This window comes from Spiroplasma eriocheiris, from assembly GCF_001029265.1.
Taxonomy (GTDB): domain Bacteria; phylum Bacillota_I; class Bacilli_A; order Mycoplasmatales; family Mycoplasmataceae; genus Spiroplasma; species Spiroplasma eriocheiris.
In genome coordinates this window covers 1,049,385-1,066,985 of record NZ_CP011856.1, presented here as the reverse complement: position 1 = coordinate 1,066,985, position 17,601 = coordinate 1,049,385, and the positions used below count along the sequence as shown (strand labels likewise).

General features: G+C 29.4%; 21 protein-coding genes. 18 read left to right on the top strand and 3 right to left on the bottom strand.

What is annotated here, in order from left to right:
• Positions 1 to 40: 40 nt before the first annotated feature.
• Entirely contained in the window at positions 41 to 1,063 is a 1,023-nt protein-coding gene (trpS, locus tag SERIO_RS04850) for a tryptophan--tRNA ligase (RefSeq protein ID WP_047791730.1), read from the bottom strand.
• 202 nt (positions 1,064 to 1,265) lie between these two features.
• Between trpS and SERIO_RS04845 the strand changes: the two genes are divergently transcribed.
• Both SERIO_RS04845 and atpE read left to right on the top strand, forming a co-directional pair.
• Positions 1,266 to 2,441 (top strand): sodium:calcium antiporter, encoded by a 1,176-nt coding sequence (locus SERIO_RS04845; protein ID WP_047791729.1) that lies wholly within the window; start codon positions 1,266 to 1,268, stop codon positions 2,439 to 2,441.
• Between the two features lie 226 nt (positions 2,442 to 2,667).
• The gene (atpE, locus tag SERIO_RS04840; protein WP_047791728.1) at positions 2,668 to 2,955 is read left to right on the top strand and encodes an ATP synthase F0 subunit C; all 288 of its coding nucleotides are present in this window, start codon (positions 2,668 to 2,670) and stop codon (positions 2,953 to 2,955) included.
• Between the two features lie 34 nt (positions 2,956 to 2,989).
• Here the strand turns inward: atpE and SERIO_RS04835 are convergent, their stop codons facing one another.
• Positions 2,990 to 5,014: a TcdA/TcdB catalytic glycosyltransferase domain-containing protein gene (locus SERIO_RS04835; RefSeq protein ID WP_047791727.1), complete on the bottom strand. Its 2,025-nt coding sequence runs from the start codon at positions 5,012 to 5,014 to the stop codon at positions 2,990 to 2,992.
• A gap of 316 nt (positions 5,015 to 5,330) precedes the next feature.
• Between SERIO_RS04835 and eno the strand changes: the two genes are divergently transcribed.
• The 14 genes from eno to SERIO_RS04765 all read left to right on the top strand — a co-directional run bounded on the left by eno (position 5,331) and on the right by SERIO_RS04765 (position 15,622).
• Positions 5,331 to 6,704: a phosphopyruvate hydratase gene (gene eno / locus SERIO_RS04830; RefSeq protein ID WP_047791726.1), complete on the top strand. Its 1,374-nt coding sequence runs from the start codon at positions 5,331 to 5,333 to the stop codon at positions 6,702 to 6,704.
• A 153-nt stretch (positions 6,705 to 6,857) separates the two neighbouring features.
• On the top strand, positions 6,858 to 7,433 hold the full coding sequence (gene hpt / locus SERIO_RS04825; RefSeq protein ID WP_047791725.1) for a hypoxanthine phosphoribosyltransferase: 576 nt from the start codon (positions 6,858 to 6,860) through the stop codon (positions 7,431 to 7,433).
• Between the two features lie 22 nt (positions 7,434 to 7,455).
• Complete coding sequence (locus SERIO_RS04820; protein WP_047791724.1) at positions 7,456 to 8,106, top strand: hypothetical protein; 651 nt, start codon at positions 7,456 to 7,458, stop codon at positions 8,104 to 8,106.
• Positions 8,107 to 8,129: 23 nt separating this feature from the next.
• Positions 8,130 to 8,489, top strand: coding sequence for a hypothetical protein (locus SERIO_RS04815; protein WP_053040857.1), 360 nt, complete (start codon positions 8,130 to 8,132; stop codon positions 8,487 to 8,489).
• Between the two features lie 53 nt (positions 8,490 to 8,542).
• On the top strand, positions 8,543 to 9,232 hold the full coding sequence (locus tag SERIO_RS04810; RefSeq protein ID WP_047791722.1) for an SGNH/GDSL hydrolase family protein: 690 nt from the start codon (positions 8,543 to 8,545) through the stop codon (positions 9,230 to 9,232).
• Positions 9,233 to 9,288: 56 nt separating this feature from the next.
• Complete coding sequence (gene coaE / locus SERIO_RS04805) at positions 9,289 to 9,864, top strand: dephospho-CoA kinase (protein ID WP_047791721.1); 576 nt, start codon at positions 9,289 to 9,291, stop codon at positions 9,862 to 9,864.
• Positions 9,865 to 9,871: 7 nt separating this feature from the next.
• A complete protein-coding gene (locus SERIO_RS04800; protein ID WP_047791720.1) occupies positions 9,872 to 10,591 on the top strand; it encodes an RsmE family RNA methyltransferase in 720 nt (239 codons plus the stop codon).
• A 14-nt stretch (positions 10,592 to 10,605) separates the two neighbouring features.
• Positions 10,606 to 11,187 carry a hypothetical protein gene (locus SERIO_RS04795; protein WP_047791719.1) on the top strand — a complete coding sequence of 194 codons (582 nt, stop codon included), beginning with the start codon at positions 10,606 to 10,608 and terminating at the stop codon, positions 11,185 to 11,187.
• Between the two features lie 61 nt (positions 11,188 to 11,248).
• Positions 11,249 to 11,929 (top strand): lipoprotein, encoded by a 681-nt coding sequence (locus SERIO_RS04790; RefSeq protein WP_047791718.1) that lies wholly within the window; start codon positions 11,249 to 11,251, stop codon positions 11,927 to 11,929.
• Positions 11,930 to 12,054: 125 nt separating this feature from the next.
• Positions 12,055 to 13,017 (top strand): Gfo/Idh/MocA family protein, encoded by a 963-nt coding sequence (locus SERIO_RS04785; RefSeq protein ID WP_047791717.1) that lies wholly within the window; start codon positions 12,055 to 12,057, stop codon positions 13,015 to 13,017.
• A gap of 17 nt (positions 13,018 to 13,034) precedes the next feature.
• Positions 13,035 to 13,697 (top strand): deoxyribose-phosphate aldolase, encoded by a 663-nt coding sequence (gene deoC / locus SERIO_RS04780; RefSeq protein ID WP_047791716.1) that lies wholly within the window; start codon positions 13,035 to 13,037, stop codon positions 13,695 to 13,697.
• Between the two features lie 71 nt (positions 13,698 to 13,768).
• On the top strand, positions 13,769 to 14,608 hold the full coding sequence (locus tag SERIO_RS04775) for an aldose epimerase family protein (protein WP_047791715.1): 840 nt from the start codon (positions 13,769 to 13,771) through the stop codon (positions 14,606 to 14,608).
• A 155-nt stretch (positions 14,609 to 14,763) separates the two neighbouring features.
• The gene (locus SERIO_RS04770) at positions 14,764 to 15,036 is read left to right on the top strand and encodes an HU family DNA-binding protein (protein WP_025317657.1); all 273 of its coding nucleotides are present in this window, start codon (positions 14,764 to 14,766) and stop codon (positions 15,034 to 15,036) included.
• Positions 15,037 to 15,061: 25 nt separating this feature from the next.
• Entirely contained in the window at positions 15,062 to 15,622 is a 561-nt protein-coding gene (locus SERIO_RS04765; RefSeq protein WP_047791714.1) for a DnaD family protein, read from the top strand.
• On the opposite strand, the gene SERIO_RS04760 is transcribed toward SERIO_RS04765, so the two are convergent.
• Positions 15,597 to 16,106, bottom strand: coding sequence for a Holliday junction resolvase RecU (locus SERIO_RS04760; RefSeq protein ID WP_047791713.1), 510 nt, complete (start codon positions 16,104 to 16,106; stop codon positions 15,597 to 15,599). The genes SERIO_RS04765 and SERIO_RS04760 overlap by 26 nt on opposite strands.
• 71 nt (positions 16,107 to 16,177) lie before the next feature.
• Between SERIO_RS04760 and SERIO_RS04755 the strand changes: the two genes are divergently transcribed.
• Both SERIO_RS04755 and SERIO_RS04750 read left to right on the top strand, forming a co-directional pair.
• On the top strand, positions 16,178 to 16,504 hold the full coding sequence (locus tag SERIO_RS04755) for a DivIVA domain-containing protein (RefSeq protein ID WP_047791712.1): 327 nt from the start codon (positions 16,178 to 16,180) through the stop codon (positions 16,502 to 16,504).
• Positions 16,505 to 16,728: 224 nt separating this feature from the next.
• Positions 16,729 to 17,520 carry a hypothetical protein gene (locus SERIO_RS04750; protein WP_047791711.1) on the top strand — a complete coding sequence of 264 codons (792 nt, stop codon included), beginning with the start codon at positions 16,729 to 16,731 and terminating at the stop codon, positions 17,518 to 17,520.
• Positions 17,521 to 17,601: the final 81 nt, after the last annotated feature.

Here is a 17,601-nt window from a genome sequence, read left to right as displayed (position 1 = left end):
ACTAACATTTTGTTAGTACTTTTTATAAATTATGTTATTTTTATTTTCGTTTATAGTTTAACCCCACGCTGTTTTTTACTTTTGTTAATTTTTTAGCAGCAATTGCACGTGCTTTATTAGCTCCCGTAGTAATTAATTCATCAATTTGATCACTGTTCATAATGGTATGGTATTTTTCTTGGATTGGCTGTAAAGTTTTAATAATTTCGCTAGCAACTGCTTCTTTGAATGTTCCGTAGTCTAAATTTTGTAGTTCACTAACTGCTTGTTCAATTGTGATGTTTTTTAAAGCTGCGTAGATCGTTAGTAAATTACTAACCCCGGGTTTATTTTCAACATCATAACGGATAACACCTTCAGAGTCGGTAACTGCACTTTTAATTTTTTTTCTAATTTCTTCGGGAGTATCAAGCATTCCAATGTATGATTTTGGATTATTACTTGATTTACTCATTTTTTTGCTTGGTTCTTGTAAGTCCATGATTTTGCTACCTACTTCGGGAATAAAATCATCGGGAATTTTAAATAAGTTAGGGTTATATTTATTATTCATTCGTTCCGCAATGTTTCTGGTTAATTCAATGTGTTGTTTTTGGTCTTTTCCTACTGGGACTAAATCAGCGTCGTATAATAGAATATCAGCAGCCATTAATGCTGGATAAGTCAATAAACCAGTTGGAATGTATTCAGTACCGTTTTCCGCTTTCATTTTTACTGATTTATCCTTAAACTGGGTCATTCGTGAAAGCTCACCAATTGTGGTGTTGCATAATAAAATGTGTCCTAACTGGGTATGTTCTAAAACATCTGATTGGATAAAAATAATTGATTTCTCTGGGTCTAATCCACAAGCATAGTATAAAGCAACCATTGTTTTTGTATTGGCACGCAATTCTTCTTGGTCAATCGGAATTGTGATTGCATGTAAATTAGCCACAAAAATAATTAAGTTATTATCTTTTTGGAGTTCAATAAAATTTTTTATTGCCCCAATATAATTTCCTAAGGTTAATTTTCCAGTGGTGGTGATTCCCGATAAAATTGTTGGTTTTTCATTATTCATAATGTGTCCTCCTTTATTTTTTTATTTGTTATTTAATCATATCATTAAATAATTATCAATTATAACTCAAACATTGATTTTTTTTCTTTATTTTTGGGATTTTTTCTCAGTTAATATTTTTATTTTAGATAAAGATTTCTTTTTTTGTTTAATCTATATTATAATTAATATTAATTAGAAAAAATAGAAAGTATTTAGAACTATGGGAAAATTGCTTACTTGAAATATTGACATATTTAAAGCGATGCATTTATACGAGGGTAAAATAGCCCAAGCAGTGCTCTGAATTCCGTTTTTAGTTTTTGCTGTGGGGGTTATTTTTGCTTCCAAATATATGTCTGAATATTTAGTGGCTTGAACAGCACGAAAAAAAATTAAACAATCAGTGGCAGGCGCCTTAATTTTAGCAACCGTTACTTCCTTACCAGAAACAACAATTGCATTGACAATGGGGGCGTCAGGATTTCCCCAGCAATCTTTTGCGAATACAATTGGGGGAAATTCATATTATTTATTTTTATTTGCTCTTATTAGTTTGATTTTTATTCGTCGTCAATCGTTTATTCGGGTAAACAAATGAAATCGTATTTTATTAATGATTGGGTTAAGTTTTTCTTGCATATTATTTTTAACTTTTATTCCGCAACATTTTACGGTGGAAAGTTTAAATGCCCTTCGTTTTTTAGCATATACCATTCCGGGAATTAATATCTCATGAGTTTTATTATTATTTGCGGTGTCTTATATTTTAACAATCTTTTTCTTTTTACGGCAAAATAAAAAAGAACCAGTAACCTATGATAAAAACTTAGTTGCTCAGTATGATGAAGAAGATGAAACCACCGAAAAAGAGTTAAAAAATCATTTAACAATGAAACAATTATTAGTTTTTTTTATTGTTGCAATTGTTGTGTTAGTTAGTTTTTCATTTTGTTTATCATTAATTATGGGTGTAGTTCCCCATGCTTATCATATTCCCGAAACCTCAGCAGGAGGATTGTTATTATCATTTGTAACGAACATGCCAGAAACAATTTCAACTTTTACACTTCTGAAGATGGGAAAAAATAACATTGCTTTTGGGGGACTAGTTGGCTCAATTTTATATAATAATGTTATTAACTTTTTTGGTGATATTGCTTTTCAAGGGGATGGTGTGTTAAACCATATTATTTTACATGATCAAGATTATTTACAGTACTTTATGTTAACTTTAATGCAGTTTGTCTTAGTTGTTTTAACTCGCTTAACAATTCAACGCCAGGTTGTCCGCCGTCGAAAAGTATACATCTTTTTAAATTTGGTTATTATTTTAATTTTTATTAGCATTTGGACTGTCAACCTAACGGTAATCGCGGCAATTACACCTTTACCATAATGCCATTAATTACTAAATTCCTTAAAAAATTTAAGGTTTTTTATAAAATTTTTATTAACTTATTATTTTTTTAATGTTATAATACCCGTAAATGTAGAAATTATTACTACATTTAGAAGCATTAAAATAAAAATAATTAATTTTTTTGATTGTTAAAGGAAGATAAGAATTGTTGTTTATTTTTAACAATTAAAAACTTTAATTGTAGAAGTGAGAGGTTATTATTGTGTTAGAACTAGTAAGTAATTGCTTAGCGGTGTTTTGAGCAACAGGTGTTAATGTTGAAATCAAAGGTAACTTAAGTTATATTGGAGCCGGAATGGCTGCAATTGGTTGTGCAGGGGCCGGAATTGGACAAGGTTATACTGGGGGGAAAGCAGTTGAAGGTATTGCCCGGAACCCAGAAGCTGGGGACCAAGTTAGAACCTTATTCATTATTGGGAATGCCATTACTGAATCAGGAGCTATTTATGCTTTAGTTATTGCGATTATCTTAGCGTTTGTTGTTGCCTAATAAAAAAGATAGATTATGAAAAATCTATCTTTTTTTAACGGTCAAAATCATCTTCACGATTAGCACTTGGATGTTGTTTTTGTTGTTCATAAGCCATCTTTCTTTTAGCAAAATATTCTTTGCGTTGCTCATAATTTCACACGCGAATTATTTTATGAAAATTGCTAATATCATAAGGACGACTATTTAAAATTTGATGGTGTTCACTTTTAAGGTTAGTTTCATATAAACTTGCTTGTAATTCCTCCATGGTTAATTCTTCAATTTCTGAAGTTTCAGTTAAAATTTTGAGAACTTTTGTAGTGGTTAAATTTTTTTGTTGTAATTTTTTTAATTTGGTTGTTAAATTTTTTCGTGAATCATTAGCAATTTTATCAGTATGTCATGCTAAACTTAGCTGGGGAATCGTACAAGTTGTTGCTAGGTTAGTCTGAAAAATCTTTTTCCGAAGCATCATCATTTGTGAGCCATAACATATTCAAAAATTGTCTCATATGACTTTGATTAAAGAACCTTCTTGTTTATCTGTAATTTCTTCTTCATTCAAAGCAAATAATAATCTATGAATGCTATTATGAATTGCATTATTAACACCTTGTCCTACATAAATTCGTGTTAAAGTAGAAATTTCATAGAATAAAGTATCAAATCTTCAATTTGCTAACAACTCGTCTTCTTCCCATATTTTTTGGTATTTTTTAACTAAATTTTTTTCATCAATATCAATGAAATCTGCCCCTAAATCTTCAATTTTCCGGTCAATTAGCAAGACCGAATTGATCATTTCTAAACTAACTGGATTATTTTGCTTGGCAACTAAAAATCCATCTTGTTGTCCTTGAATGTTTGAAAGTTGAAATCCAAAGGGACTATTAAAAGAATAATTATTAAGTGGTAGAAGTAAGTTTTCTCATCCGCTTGCTTGGATTTCATTAATAATTTTCTGACATTCAATTCTAATTATATTTTCTCCCAAGGTAAAATTGAATTTTTTTTGGTGATATAAAAAGTTCAAAAATTCATTTAAAATAATGTGCGTGATAAGATAGGGAACATTTTTAATATCAAATCTTTTTAAAACAGTATCTTGTGCACTTGCTATTTCGGCAGCTTTAATTTTTTTCTTTTCTAACATTGAACGGGACATTTTTGAACCAATATAAAATTTAATTTGAATAATAATTGCCTCTTTATATTTTTCAAATTCTTCATCAAAAGTTTGTTGTTCTAATTTCTCAATAATTAAAGATCAATTAATTTTTGGCATTGTATCAATGTCAACATAAAAGCCGCCAAATTCTTTGAGAATGTTATATCGTAACCGGTCAGAAAGAACAGAGGGCAATTGCCGCAGATACATATCTTTAAAAAAGCCTTGTAAAGTTTCAACATCCATAAAAATTAAACCTGAAGTACTAATGTCTCTAATATATTCTTCTTTTTGGGAATGAATTAGATTAAGTTCACTTACTAAGAGCGATAATTCTTTTTCATTATTAGCGATTATTTCGTTTAATGCGGTGGGATTGTCAATTATTTTTTTGTCTAATAAAAATTGTATTGCTAATTGATTAAATGATTTTTCCAGATTCCTTAAATAATAGTTATTATAAAATTCATTTTGGAGTAAAATTATTTTAATGGGGTTATTATTTGCGAATTCTATTAAATGCTTTTTAAAAACATTTAGTAAACAACTATTGGGAGCGGTTCATAATATAATGTTATAGTCAGGATTTATATAAGTCCAAATTTTTATGTAGCTTGTTTGTTCAGCGGTAAGAGGACCAAGTCAGATAAAATGAATATTTTTTTCTGATAGAGTTAGTGATACTCTTTCTTCACTTAATTTTTCAAGTTCTGTAAAAAGCAGGTGTGTTTTTGGTTGCGGACTACCAGCAATGATAACTAAGAATTGTAAAATTTTTATATAGTCAAGATGATCAACTTTTGACATGTTTGCATTAAAAAAATTTTGAAACAAGGGACTAAATTCAGCTAGATTAGGATCGTTCATAAAATAGTTTTTAATTTTTTCAAGGTCTTTATTATTTAACATAAAGTATTCTCCTTTTTAAATTAAAAAATATTTTAGTAATATAAAATTTAATTATTAAGTTATTTTTGTGAAAATATGATGATAAATTTTATATTTAATAATTAGTTTTGACATTTTAAATGTTCACAAATAATAATATAACATATTAATTAAGTCAAAATTTTGTGAATTTTTAAATATTATCTTTGTTTAATTTATTTAAAAATTGATAAAATCTACATTTTTTTGCCCTCGTAGGTTTACATTTTAAGTTCAAGTAATATAATAAAGTAGTAAATATTTATAATTATATGGTTAGGAAAAAGGAGATATACAAATGTCAAAAATTGAAAAAATTTACGCTCGTGAAGTATTAGACTCACGGGGAAATCCAACAGTTCAAGTTGAAGTATGAACTGAGTTTGGTGGTTATGGATCAGCGATGGTTCCTTCAGGAGCATCAACAGGTAGCCGTGAAGCCTTAGAATTACGTGATGGGGACAAATCACGTTACCAAGGGAAAGGTGTTTTAGCCGCCGTTAATAATGTTAACACTAAAATTGCCGATGCAATTGTTGGGTTAGAAGTTACTGACCAAGTTGCAATTGATAATATTATGATTACTTTAGATGGAACTGATTTCAAAAAAAACTTAGGAGCTAACGCAATGTTAGGAGTTTCAATGGCCGTTGCCAAAGCAGCAGCTAGTGAATTAGAAATCCCATTATACCGTTATTTAGGTGGGGTTAATGCTAAAAAATTACCAGTTCCAATGTTAAATATTATTAACGGAGGAGAACATGCCGATAGTGCTATTGACTTCCAAGAATTTATGATTATGCCAGTTGGAGCGCCAACTTTACGTGAAGCATTAAGATGATCAGCAGAAATCTTCCACACTTTGAAAAAAATCTTACATGATAAAGGTGACATTACCGCAGTTGGTGATGAAGGGGGATTTGCTCCGCACTTTAACTGAGCTTATGAAAACCAAAATTTAGATACTTTTAAAGCGCATACTCCTGCCGAAGTAGCGTTAGATTTAATTGTAGAAGCTATCCAACAAGCAGGATACAAACCAGGTGAAAACGGGGTAATGATTGCTATGGACTGTGCTTCATCAGAATTATACTTTGATGACAAAAAATACCACTTTAAAAAAATTGAAAAAGTGACTGGGCAAGAATGAGCAATGACTACTGAAGAAATGGTTGCTTATTTAGATAAACTAGTTGATAAATATCCAATTATTTCAATTGAGGATGGATTAGCTGAAGCCGACTGGGATGGTTTCCAATTACAAGTTAAAACAATGGGTCACAAAATCCAAATTGTGGGAGATGACTTATTTGTAACTAATCCAAAAATTACCGCTGAAGGAATCGCTAAAAATGCAGCTAATTCAGTATTAATTAAATTAAACCAAATTGGAACGGTTACTGAAACTATTGATACTATCCAATTAGCGCAAAAAGCTGGGTGAACAGCAGTTGTTTCACACCGTTCAGGTGAAACAGAAGATACCACAATTGCTGACTTAGCAGTTGCTTTAAATACTGGTCAAATCAAAACTGGAAGTATGTCAAGAAGTGATCGTATTGCAAAATACAACCGTTTATTAGTAATTGAAGATGAGTTAGGACAAGCAGCCGAATATGATGGGATTAAAACTTTTTACAATTTAAAAAAACATGTTGAAAGTTTTAAATAATATTTAATTTTAAACATCTAAGAGTTTTCTTAGATGTTTTTATTATTTTTTTCTCAAATATTTTAATTTCTTTGGTTACTTTATCTTTTAAAGTCTTTGTTTTTTATATATAATTGGAATATTCGAAAAAAGAAAAGGCAGGTTTAAAAATCCATGATGACTCATCCCTTGGTAAAAGAAATTTTAATATCAGAAGCACAGATTGATCAACGTTGTGCAGAATTAGGAGCTGAAATTAGTGCTTACTATTCGCAACCAGAACATAAGTTAAAAGATAATACAATTTTATGTTTAGGATTATTAAAAGGGTGCATTCCTTTTATGGCAAAATTTATTCGCCATTTAACAATTGAATGTGAAACCGAATATATGGTGGTATCCTCATATTTTGGTGGGGTTAAAGGTAATGGTGCGCCCAAAATTGTTCTTGATTTACCAATTCCAATTGACCAACGTGATATTTTATTAGTTGAGGATATTATTGATAGTGGGAAAACTATTAAAATGATTAAAGATTATTTAATCTTAAAAGGAGCCAAATCGGTTAAAGTTGTTACTTTATTAGATAAAAAAGCGGGGCGGGAAGTAGACTTGGTACCCGATTGATTTGGTTTTGATGTTCCCCATGCGTTTTTAATTGGGTTTGGCCTAGATTATGAAGAACGCTTACGTAATTTACCCTATGTAGCAATTGCTGATACTGACAAAATTAAAACTTGAAAGTGGTAAAATAATGTAGGAGATTAAATTAATGAAAAAGATCACAACAAGAATGATTACAATTAATGGTATTATTATTTCCATTTTTTTGTTGTTTTGTCTTGTTCCTTCCCTTGGTTATATTAATGTCGGGGTTGTTAAATTGACTTTAATGCATATTTTATTTATTATTGGAACATATGCCTTATATTTAACGGTTAATGTTAATTTAATTGTTGCAGGAGTTATTTATGGGTTAGTTTTTGGACTAACTTCGTTAGTGCAAGAACTATTATACCCTGGCCCAACCGCCTTCATTTTTATTAATCCCTTGTTTTCAATTGTTCCGCGGGTTTTAATGGGCTTATGTGTGGGAACAATTGCCTATGGTTTTAATAAAGTTAGTGATTGTGTGGAAGCAAAAATTTATCATAATGATGATATTCATTTAACATGGTTTCAGAAACACTATTTAAAAACTTTTCATTTAATAATTGCCATTAGTACTTCGTCATTCAATACCTTGTTTGTGTTAATTTTTATGTATTTTATTGGTCCTTTGGTATATCCTGAACCTGAGCACACTGCTTTTTTTAAAGCATTTACCTGAATTATTTTAGCAACTAATTATTTACCAGAAACAATTTTAGTAATTTTAATCTTTCCCCCAGTAGCATATGCGCTACGAAAGTTGTATAGTTAAAAATATAGTAGGAGATGATTTGTTTGAATACAACCAACCAACAAAATGATACTTTAGCTAAAACGGTGATTTTTATTTTATTAATTCCCTTATCATACTTATGGTTTATTATTACGTGACCACTTGGATATTTATTAGCGCGTTTTCGTAGTCCTGAAGAGTTAAATAATGAATTAAAAAGAAACTATTGAGAATGAGCAGTGATTATCTTAATTATTCTCTTATGAATTTTTGCTTCACTCTTTATTGCATTATTCTTTTTAATTTATTCGGGAGTTAAGTTTTTTATCAATGGTCAAAATGCGGTGATTTCCCTAGCTAGTTTTTTTGGATTGGTATGAGTAATTGAGTTTTTCCAAAAAATGTTACGCGTAAAACCCTAAATAAGTAAAAATAAGATAAAATATTAATTATGATAAAGAAAGAAGGAAACCGTATGACAAAAAAAATTACAATTCTTGGTGACTCGTTAACTTATGGGTATTTACCAATGGGGGAAGGGAAAATGGCAGTTGGCGATAACTGACCAAGTAAATTAGCTGATTTATTAGCTCAAGAATATCAACCAGTTAATATTGAAATTAGAACTGATTCGCAACCGGGACGAACAATTGTAAAACCCCTAGTTGATTTTGGCTTTCCCCAGGATAATGCAATGGATAATTTACGCGCTTTATATGCCAAAACCTCACCCTTTGATTTATTTATTATTTTTTTAGGGACAAATGATTATTTTGGCTATGATGCGTATGCTAAATATAATAATTTAAGTGATTTTAATATTGAAGAAAAAATTGTTACTAGTTTACATGATATTATCAAGGGAATGAAAAATTTATATGTTGATAATTATGAAGAACCAGATTACAAAGTATTAGTAATTTGTCCTCCGAAAGCAATTACTTTAAATGATGGCGAGTTATTAACTACTTTACCAGGTGCTTATGAAAACTATTTTAGTAAATATAACATTCCGGTTTTAAATATGCAAGAATTTGCTAACCCGGGTGCGGAAGACCAGGTGAAATATGATGGGGTGCATTATACTCCCACGGAAACGAGTGCTGTTGCGCAGGCCATTTTTGATATTATTACTAACCAAGATTTATTAAGATTAAATAAATAACTAATATCAACTTTATTAACAAGCATTATCACTTTAAAAGAAATGAGGTTATGTTAATGATAATAGGAATTTATGGTTATATTGGTAGTGGCAAAACAACTGCTAGTCAATATTTAGTAGAAAAGTATCAATTTCAATATATTAATGCTGATCTTTTTGCGAAAGAATGTATGCAAAATCCAGTTGTAATAAACTATTTACGTAAAAAATATGATAATGTTGTTAATGAAAATAACCAAATTAATAAAGAAATATTACGGGATATTATTTTTAACAATCAGTTAGATAATCATGATTTAAATGCGGTGGTATGACCATTAGTTGAAAATCAAACCATGCAATTATTAAAGCAATACCATAATAGTAATGTTATTATTGAAGCAGTAACCCTAAATACTTTTAAAATTAAGTTTGATTATAAAATTTTTATTACTGCTCCCAAAAAAGTTTTATACACCCGTGTTTTTGAGCGTGATGGGAAAAGTAAAAACCAAACAAAAAATATTATTAAAATTCAAAAACAATTATTTGGGAAAAATCCCCATAAGATTACAATTCATACCACGAAAGAAAAAGAAATATTGTATAATAAACTAGATAAGGTCATGACTAAAATTTTAAAGGAGTCTTAAGATAACAATGCATCGGTTTTTTGCAACAAGGTTAGTTGATAATCAATTTTATTTGGAAAATGCTGATTTACATCAAATTAAAAATGTCTTACGGTTAAAAAATAAGGCTCAAATTATTTGTATTTATCAACAGCATCATTATTTAGCAACAATTACCTATCTTAATAATCAACAACTAGTAATTACTAAAATTAGTGAATTAACTCAAAACCATGATCCACAAGTTAAAATTACCTTAATTGCTGGGTTAATTCGGAGCCATAAGTGGGATTTAATGTTGCAAAAAGTAACCGAATTAGGAGTTAGTCAAATTGTTCCTTTTGAATTTAAACGGTGTGTTGTGCGCCTTGCCAACGAAAATAATGATAGTAAAATTAAACGGTGAGAAAAAATTTGTAAAGAAGCAAGTGAGCAGTCTTATCGGAATTCAATTCCCAAAATTACTAATATTAGTAATGATCTCACAACTTTACAGTCTTATTTAAGTGATGTAAATATTGTTTGTTATGAAAATGAAAACTTTGCAAATTCTTTGTCAACGATTTTAAAGCAAGATTATCATTCAATTACTGTCATTGTTGGTCCAGAGGGTGGTTTTGAACCTGTCGAAATTAAAGAACTTCAATTAATGGGGTACCATAGTGTTTCGTTAGGACCACGAATTTTACGAGCAGAAACTGCACCAATCTTTTTATTATCTGCTATTATATATGAGAAAGAACTTTAAAATAGGGGGAAAAAATGAAAGCAATTACCATTAAATCATTAGTTAGTATTGCTAATATAGTATTATATTCAGCATTATTGGTTATTTTTTTAATTTTAGGAATGCAAAAGTGAGAGGTCAGTGCCAATACGGGGTATAAAATTGCGTATGTGTTAATTGGTTTTGCGATTGCAATTTTTGTTCTATACCATGTGGTGCGCGCGCATGAAATTAAAAAAACAGCCTTTCAATTTACTAGAAAACATACTTTGTTTATGTATATTTTCTATATTACCCAATATTTTATTTTTGGGTTTACATTATTTTATACAATTTTAGGAAACACCCATGTTTTAACTCCAAATGGAATTTGTATTTTTTGGTATGTGTGGTTCCCAATTGTTTTTGTGGCAACCATTGCCGTGTCTGTATTGGAATCAATTGTGCGGGTTGAAGAAAAAATCTTCTTAGTTAAAGAAAAATGAAAAGCTTCGGAAGAATGAGAAAAAGAACAGTTAGAATTAAAAAACCAAAAAAATTCTCCCCTTGTTGAAAAGGACTCTTCTTCGGATACCAAACCAATTAATCCTTTTTTGGAGGATGACAAACCAGAATAATAGGTTATAATTATTAATATATGAAGCATTAAAGTGCCACATCTTGAGAAGGAGTTTCGATATGAAGAAAATATTAGCAATGTTAGGAGCTATTTCAATTGCGACAATTAGTGCAACCTCAGTTGTTGCTTGTGTACCACCGGGAGGTGGGGGTTCAAGCCCAATTGCCTCAGGAATTGATTTAAGTAGACTAACGTATGAACAAGTAACAAAAGATGGAAAACTTAATTTAACTTATAATGGTGTTTATGGTCAAGATGCTGATCCTAATTTTACGCGGGGATTAGAAACTGCAATTCAAGCAATTTATACTAACTATTTTGACTGATCACAAGTTGAGGTTAACATATCAGCCCCTGTTCTTGTTGACAAAATCCTTAATTTATCAGATGCGACAGTTAACTTTAAAGCAAAACCAAATGTGAGTGGTTTTACCGGCCAAGTTGAATGAAAGGATGTTAATTTACAGCCTTATTTAGAAGATTGGTTACCTGCTAGTCGGCAAGTGATTGAAGTTGCTGAAGCGGATAAGGGAAATTTAGCTAAATTAAAAGCAGCTGCTACTAAACAACTTTTTGGACCCAATGCTCCTGATAGTTACTTTGATACCGCTAGTTTAACTGGTGCGCTTGATTCTACTGATGCTACTAAATATATCGTGAAAATCAGCGGAACATCACAATTCTTTAATGCTAAAAGTATTAATGATAAGATTACTTTTAGGATTAAAACTACCGCTTAATTATTAATAATTAAAGCATAAAAACATTTTAATAAAATGTTTTTTTCTTTTTCCGAATGAAATTTAAAATACTTTTTTGTGATTTTAACAAATATAGCATAAAATAATAGATAAGAGGTGAAATTATGTTAAGATTTGGGATTATAGGTACTGGTAATATTGCTACTGAGTTTATTGATGCTGCTCGGCAAATCAAAGATATTGAATTGAGTTGTCTTTATTCACGCAGTATGGAAAAAGCCAAGATTTTCTCTTTAAAAAATAGCTTGCAAGTACGGATGACAACTACTTTTGAAGATATGTTAGATCATATCGATGCAATTTATATTGCATCTCCCAACGGATTACATTACCAACAAGCTAAATATTTTTTGCAACAACAAAAACATGTTTTTTTAGAAAAACCATTAGCATTTAGTGCCCATGAAGCACGGGATTTAGAACAGGTTGCCCTGGTGAATAATGTTATTTTAATGGAAGCCTTTAAACCAATTCACTTGCCTGAATATGAAGTATTAAGTGAAAACGTTAATAAAATTAAGCCCTTTATTGCAAGTTTTCATTGAAACAAATATTCAAGTCGTATGAAAGAAGTTTTAATAGATGAGTATCATTCGGTTTTTGATGAAAATCTTGGAAAGGGTTCTTTATATGATGCTTTAATTTACCCTGTGGAGTTAGCAATTGCATTATTTGGAAAAGTAAAAGAAGTTAAAGCAATGAGTCATAAGTTAAAAAACAATGTTGATATTAATAACGTTGTGATTATACGCCATGAAAATGATATTATTACTAATATTGTCTGTTCCAAAGCAGCTACTGGAATTAGCAAAAGTGAAATTTTAAGTTATGACTATACAATTACATTTGATCATTTAACAATGCTAAGTAATTTAGCAATCTATGATCGTTTTCAAAATGAAACAACGCAGTTATTTACCGAAGAGGGAAATAAAAACAAAATAGTCTATGAATTAAAGAAATTTATCAATATAATTAAAGTAAATGATATTAACGAAATGCGACGATTATTAGATTTAACAATTGAAGCAATTAGAGTTTTAGAATTAGTTAATATTAACGAATAACATAAGGAGGAAATGTGATGGAGTTAAATAAATATATTGACCATACTTTGTTAAAACCAGAAGCGACAATGGAGGATATTATTAAACTATGTACCGAAGCAAAAGAATATGATTTTGCCTCGGTATGTGTTAACCCCACAAATGTTAGTTTAGCAACGAGCTTATTACAAGATAGTGATGTGAAGGTTTGCACAGTAGTTGGATTTCCGCTAGGAGCAAATACTACCGCGGTTAAAACATTTGAAATTAATGATGCTATTAATAACGGGGCAGATGAAATTGATATGGTAATGAACATTGGGGCTTTTAAATCAAAAGACTATGCCCTAGTTTTAAATGATATTACTGCTTGTAAAAAAACAGCCGGAGATCGAATTTTAAAAGTTATCATTGAAATCAGCTTATTATCTGATGAAGAAATTGTCAAAGCTTGCCAATTAGCAATGGAAGCGAAAGCTGATTTTGTTAAAACTTCAACTGGATTTAATAAAAGTGGAGCTACTGTTGAAGCGGTTCGCTTAATGAAAAAAACAGTTGGCGATAACTACCAAGTTAAAGCAGCCGGAGGAGTACGCACAAAAGAAGACGCTATCAATATGATTGAAGCTGGAGCAACTAGAATCGGAACTAGTGGTGGGGTTGCAATTGTTAGAGGTGAAAGCCACCAAAGTGGGTATTAATTTAATGAAAAAAAAGCCGCTTTGGCTTTTTTTGTATTATAATGGTAAAGAAAATAGAGAGAAGGGGAAAAATGTATATTCTAGATAATGGTGAATTAACCGCCCAAATTAGCAAAGATCCATTTGAACTAGTATCATTAAAAAAAGGCAATAAAGAATATGTTTATCAAAAAGATAATGTATGAAAAAAATCATGACCAATTTGTTTTCCAATTACCGGTAAATTAATTAATAATCAATATCGTTATAATGGCCAAACTTACTCAATGAATGGTCATGGTTTTTTTCGTAATATTATTAATTGAGAAGTCGTTGAGTATTCATCAACAATTTTAACAGTGCGATATGAAAGTACTGATGAGTTTCAAGACCAGTATCCATTTAAATTTATTATATATGTTACGTATGAGTTAGTAGGCAATAAGTTACTTAATAAAGTTAATATTGTTAATAATGGTAGTGAAAAATTGCCCTATAATTTTGGATGACATCCCGCCTTTATTTGTGATGATCATTTAGGAAAAGTAATTTTTGACCGGCCACAAACTTTGACCCATGTTCCACTGGATAATTTTTTAACTGATAATTTACCAACGGAAAACATTAATGAAATCTTTTTGGATAAATATGATTTTTCAAAATCGCAATGCTATGCATTATTTGACCAGTCAACTGACCATATTTTAGTAGTTGACCCAAACCGGGTTATTAAAATTCGTACCACTGGTTATCCAAATGTTATTATTTGGAAATGCAATGATGATGCAAAATTTATTTGTGTGGAACCGTGAGATGGTCACCAGGATGTTGTTAATTATGAAAATACACCATTGGATGAAAAGCCATGGATTAATCTCTTGCGCAAAAACGATAACCAAGAGTACTTACTAGAAGTTGAAATTGCAAAATAACCAGGTTTTTCCTAGTTATTTTTAATTTTTGAACAGAAAAATTATTTTTTAAAAAATGTCTTTTTTTCTATATTTTATATACATTTTATAAAAAATAATGTAAAATAACATAAACCTACGAAATATAAGGTTTAAATTAGAAGAGGTGGAAAATTATGTCAAAAAAAGAATTAGCAGAATTACTAGCTGGAGAATTTAATACATCAAAAGCCGATGGTGAAAGAATGGTTAATTTCATTTTTGAAAAAATTTCAAATACTTTAACTAAAGGACAAGAAGTATCAATCGCTGGATTTGGAAAATTTTCAATTTCTGAAAGAGCAGCTAGAGATGGAAGAAACCCAGCAACTGGGCAAACTATCAAAATTCCTGCATCTAAAGCAGCTAAATTTAAAGCAGCTAAACAATTAAAAGATGCATTAAACTAATTTAATTTGAATATAATTACAAACAATGTTAAATAGTTTATTTAACAAAGGTAGTATCAATAAGTGAAGATTCTTACTGAATCATTACAAGTTAATAAATTTATCAGAAGAACAGTTAGTGTTAATCATGTTGATTATGAACTGTTCTTCTTCTGATAAAAGATTTATTACCCCCTTGGAAATAGCTACGCATTCAAATTTTACAGAAGAAAAAGCGAAAACAATGTTAGATCAATTAAAACAACAAGGTTTTATTAATATTAAAATGAAAAAAAGTGGTTTAGAAATGGATTTGTCACCAATTTTTGATAAAATTATTATTATCATTGAAAACAATCAAATGAATGTGGAACGGAAGTTCTTATATCAACAAATTAATAATATTTTAGCCAAACCATTAACAGATGATAATAAAAAAACCTTAAATAAATATTTAGACCGCGAAATTTCTGATTTTCAACTGACATTAATTATTAATAATCATCAAAATAATAAAATTACTTTTCATGAGTTAGTAAAATACATTGATGCTTATATTAATAATAAGCCAAAATCATTAACTAAATATAACTGATTAACTGATTAAGAATATGGATAAAATCTAACAACGATGGATAAGATATTGATAATTCATAGCCCTTATCTTCAAAATATTGCAGTGGAATCTGTTTGGTAGTGTTCATTACTATTCAATTGTTTAAGGCGTGATATGGCAATAAAAAATAACGGTCATAATAGCGAAAATAAACAATAATAAAACTTATACCTTTGTGCAAGTTAACAAGTTCTAGTTGTTTAAATTGATGTTGCTTTAAAGAATTTAAATTAAATTTTGTTTGATTAGTTTCTTTTGTTTCAAATTCTAAATACGTACCTTGATATAAACCATAATAGTCACATGTTGATTTTTCTTTAAAATAAGCCTTACTAATGTGGTTGCCATTTTTCACAACCGGAATAATCTCTACGGGTCGTTTATAGATGATGGCGAGGTTACGCTTGCGATAATCATTAATGGTATAATTAATGAGTTCTTCCAAAAACATCCCCCGGTTATTTGGTAAAATCATGACACCAGTCCTTTCTTCAATTGATATTTAACATTTAAAACAGATGTTTCCTTTAAAAGAGGTGATAAAAAATGAAAAGTATAAAATTAAAAGCCGTTGATATTGTTAATAAGGAGTTTCAAGTTGACTACCAGGGTTATGACCCCCAAGAAGTTGATTTATTTCTAGATATGATCGCCACGGATTATCGAGTTTTTGAAAACATGGCTGAAGAGTATAATAAAGAAATTAAATATTTACGACAACAACTAACTGATTTACAAGAGAAAAATGAAGTTCTCAAAGCTAAATTAGATGTTACAAAAGCCCAAAAAGCAAAATTAGAAGAAGAAGGATTTAGTAAAGCAGATTTAATTAAAAGAATTCATAATTTAGAAGGAAAAATTAATAACGATTAGTTATTAATTTTTATTTTTTTCTGCGTTTATCCCATTTTTTCTTTAAAAATTAGTATAATTAAATAGATAGAAAAAATATGTGGTAGGTTATGAAAACCGTGTGGAAGTTATTGATAATAATGTGTGGTTATCAAACAAGAACGAGGTTATTATCTTTAGAAAATTCAATTTTTTATTAAAAAAATTAAAATGTAACTTATCAATTATCACCAAGGAGGTCACAGATGAAAAAACTTCGTATTAAGAAAAATAATAATTTATTAATTAATTTTAATTGTAAAGATTACTCTAATTCGGCCGTTGCTAATGATGACTGTGAAATCAACCAGAATTTAATTGATAATTTTGCCAATTACCAAGATATTATGAAAGTAATTGTTAACATTACGGATTGATTTTTTCACCACATTATTTTTAAAACGAAAATTCACCACCAGAAATTTTTGAAATTATGACTAATTGGTCAAAAGTATTTAACAACAAACTTAATGAGTAGTTTTTTGACTCATCCTTATTTAGTCAATTTTAAAGAATTAAAATGGTTAAAATATGATGTAATCCAGTATATTTATCATCACAAACTAGTTGAAATTGCTGATGAGTATTTAGCTAATAATTTTAAGGTTCCTACTAAATTTAAACTTGAAACAATCAATAACAAAGAAATTAAGTTTATATACCACCATTTTGTTGAAATTTTAGATTATGAACAACGCAAAAATAAGTTAATAAAATTATATCGGAGTAGTTTAAAATCAATTGTGGAACAGCAAACAATTAATGCCAACCAACGCCTAACCAATGCTGATTATGAACATTTTAGTTGGCCAATTATGTTAACCCCAACCCCAGATGTCAATTCTTTCTATAGTAATGATAATAAAACTTATTTTCAAATTATTCGTTCTTTTGCTTACCAAGTGCAAGAGTTAATGTTATTATCAATTGATTTTGATACGTTTAATAAACTCCATCATGAGTTATTAATGATTCAAAACCATAACAAAAAGCATTAATTATTCTAAAACATTTTCTTTGTATTAAAAAAGGTGGTGGGTTCTTAATTATTTAGGAATTATTCTATGATATTATTAAAG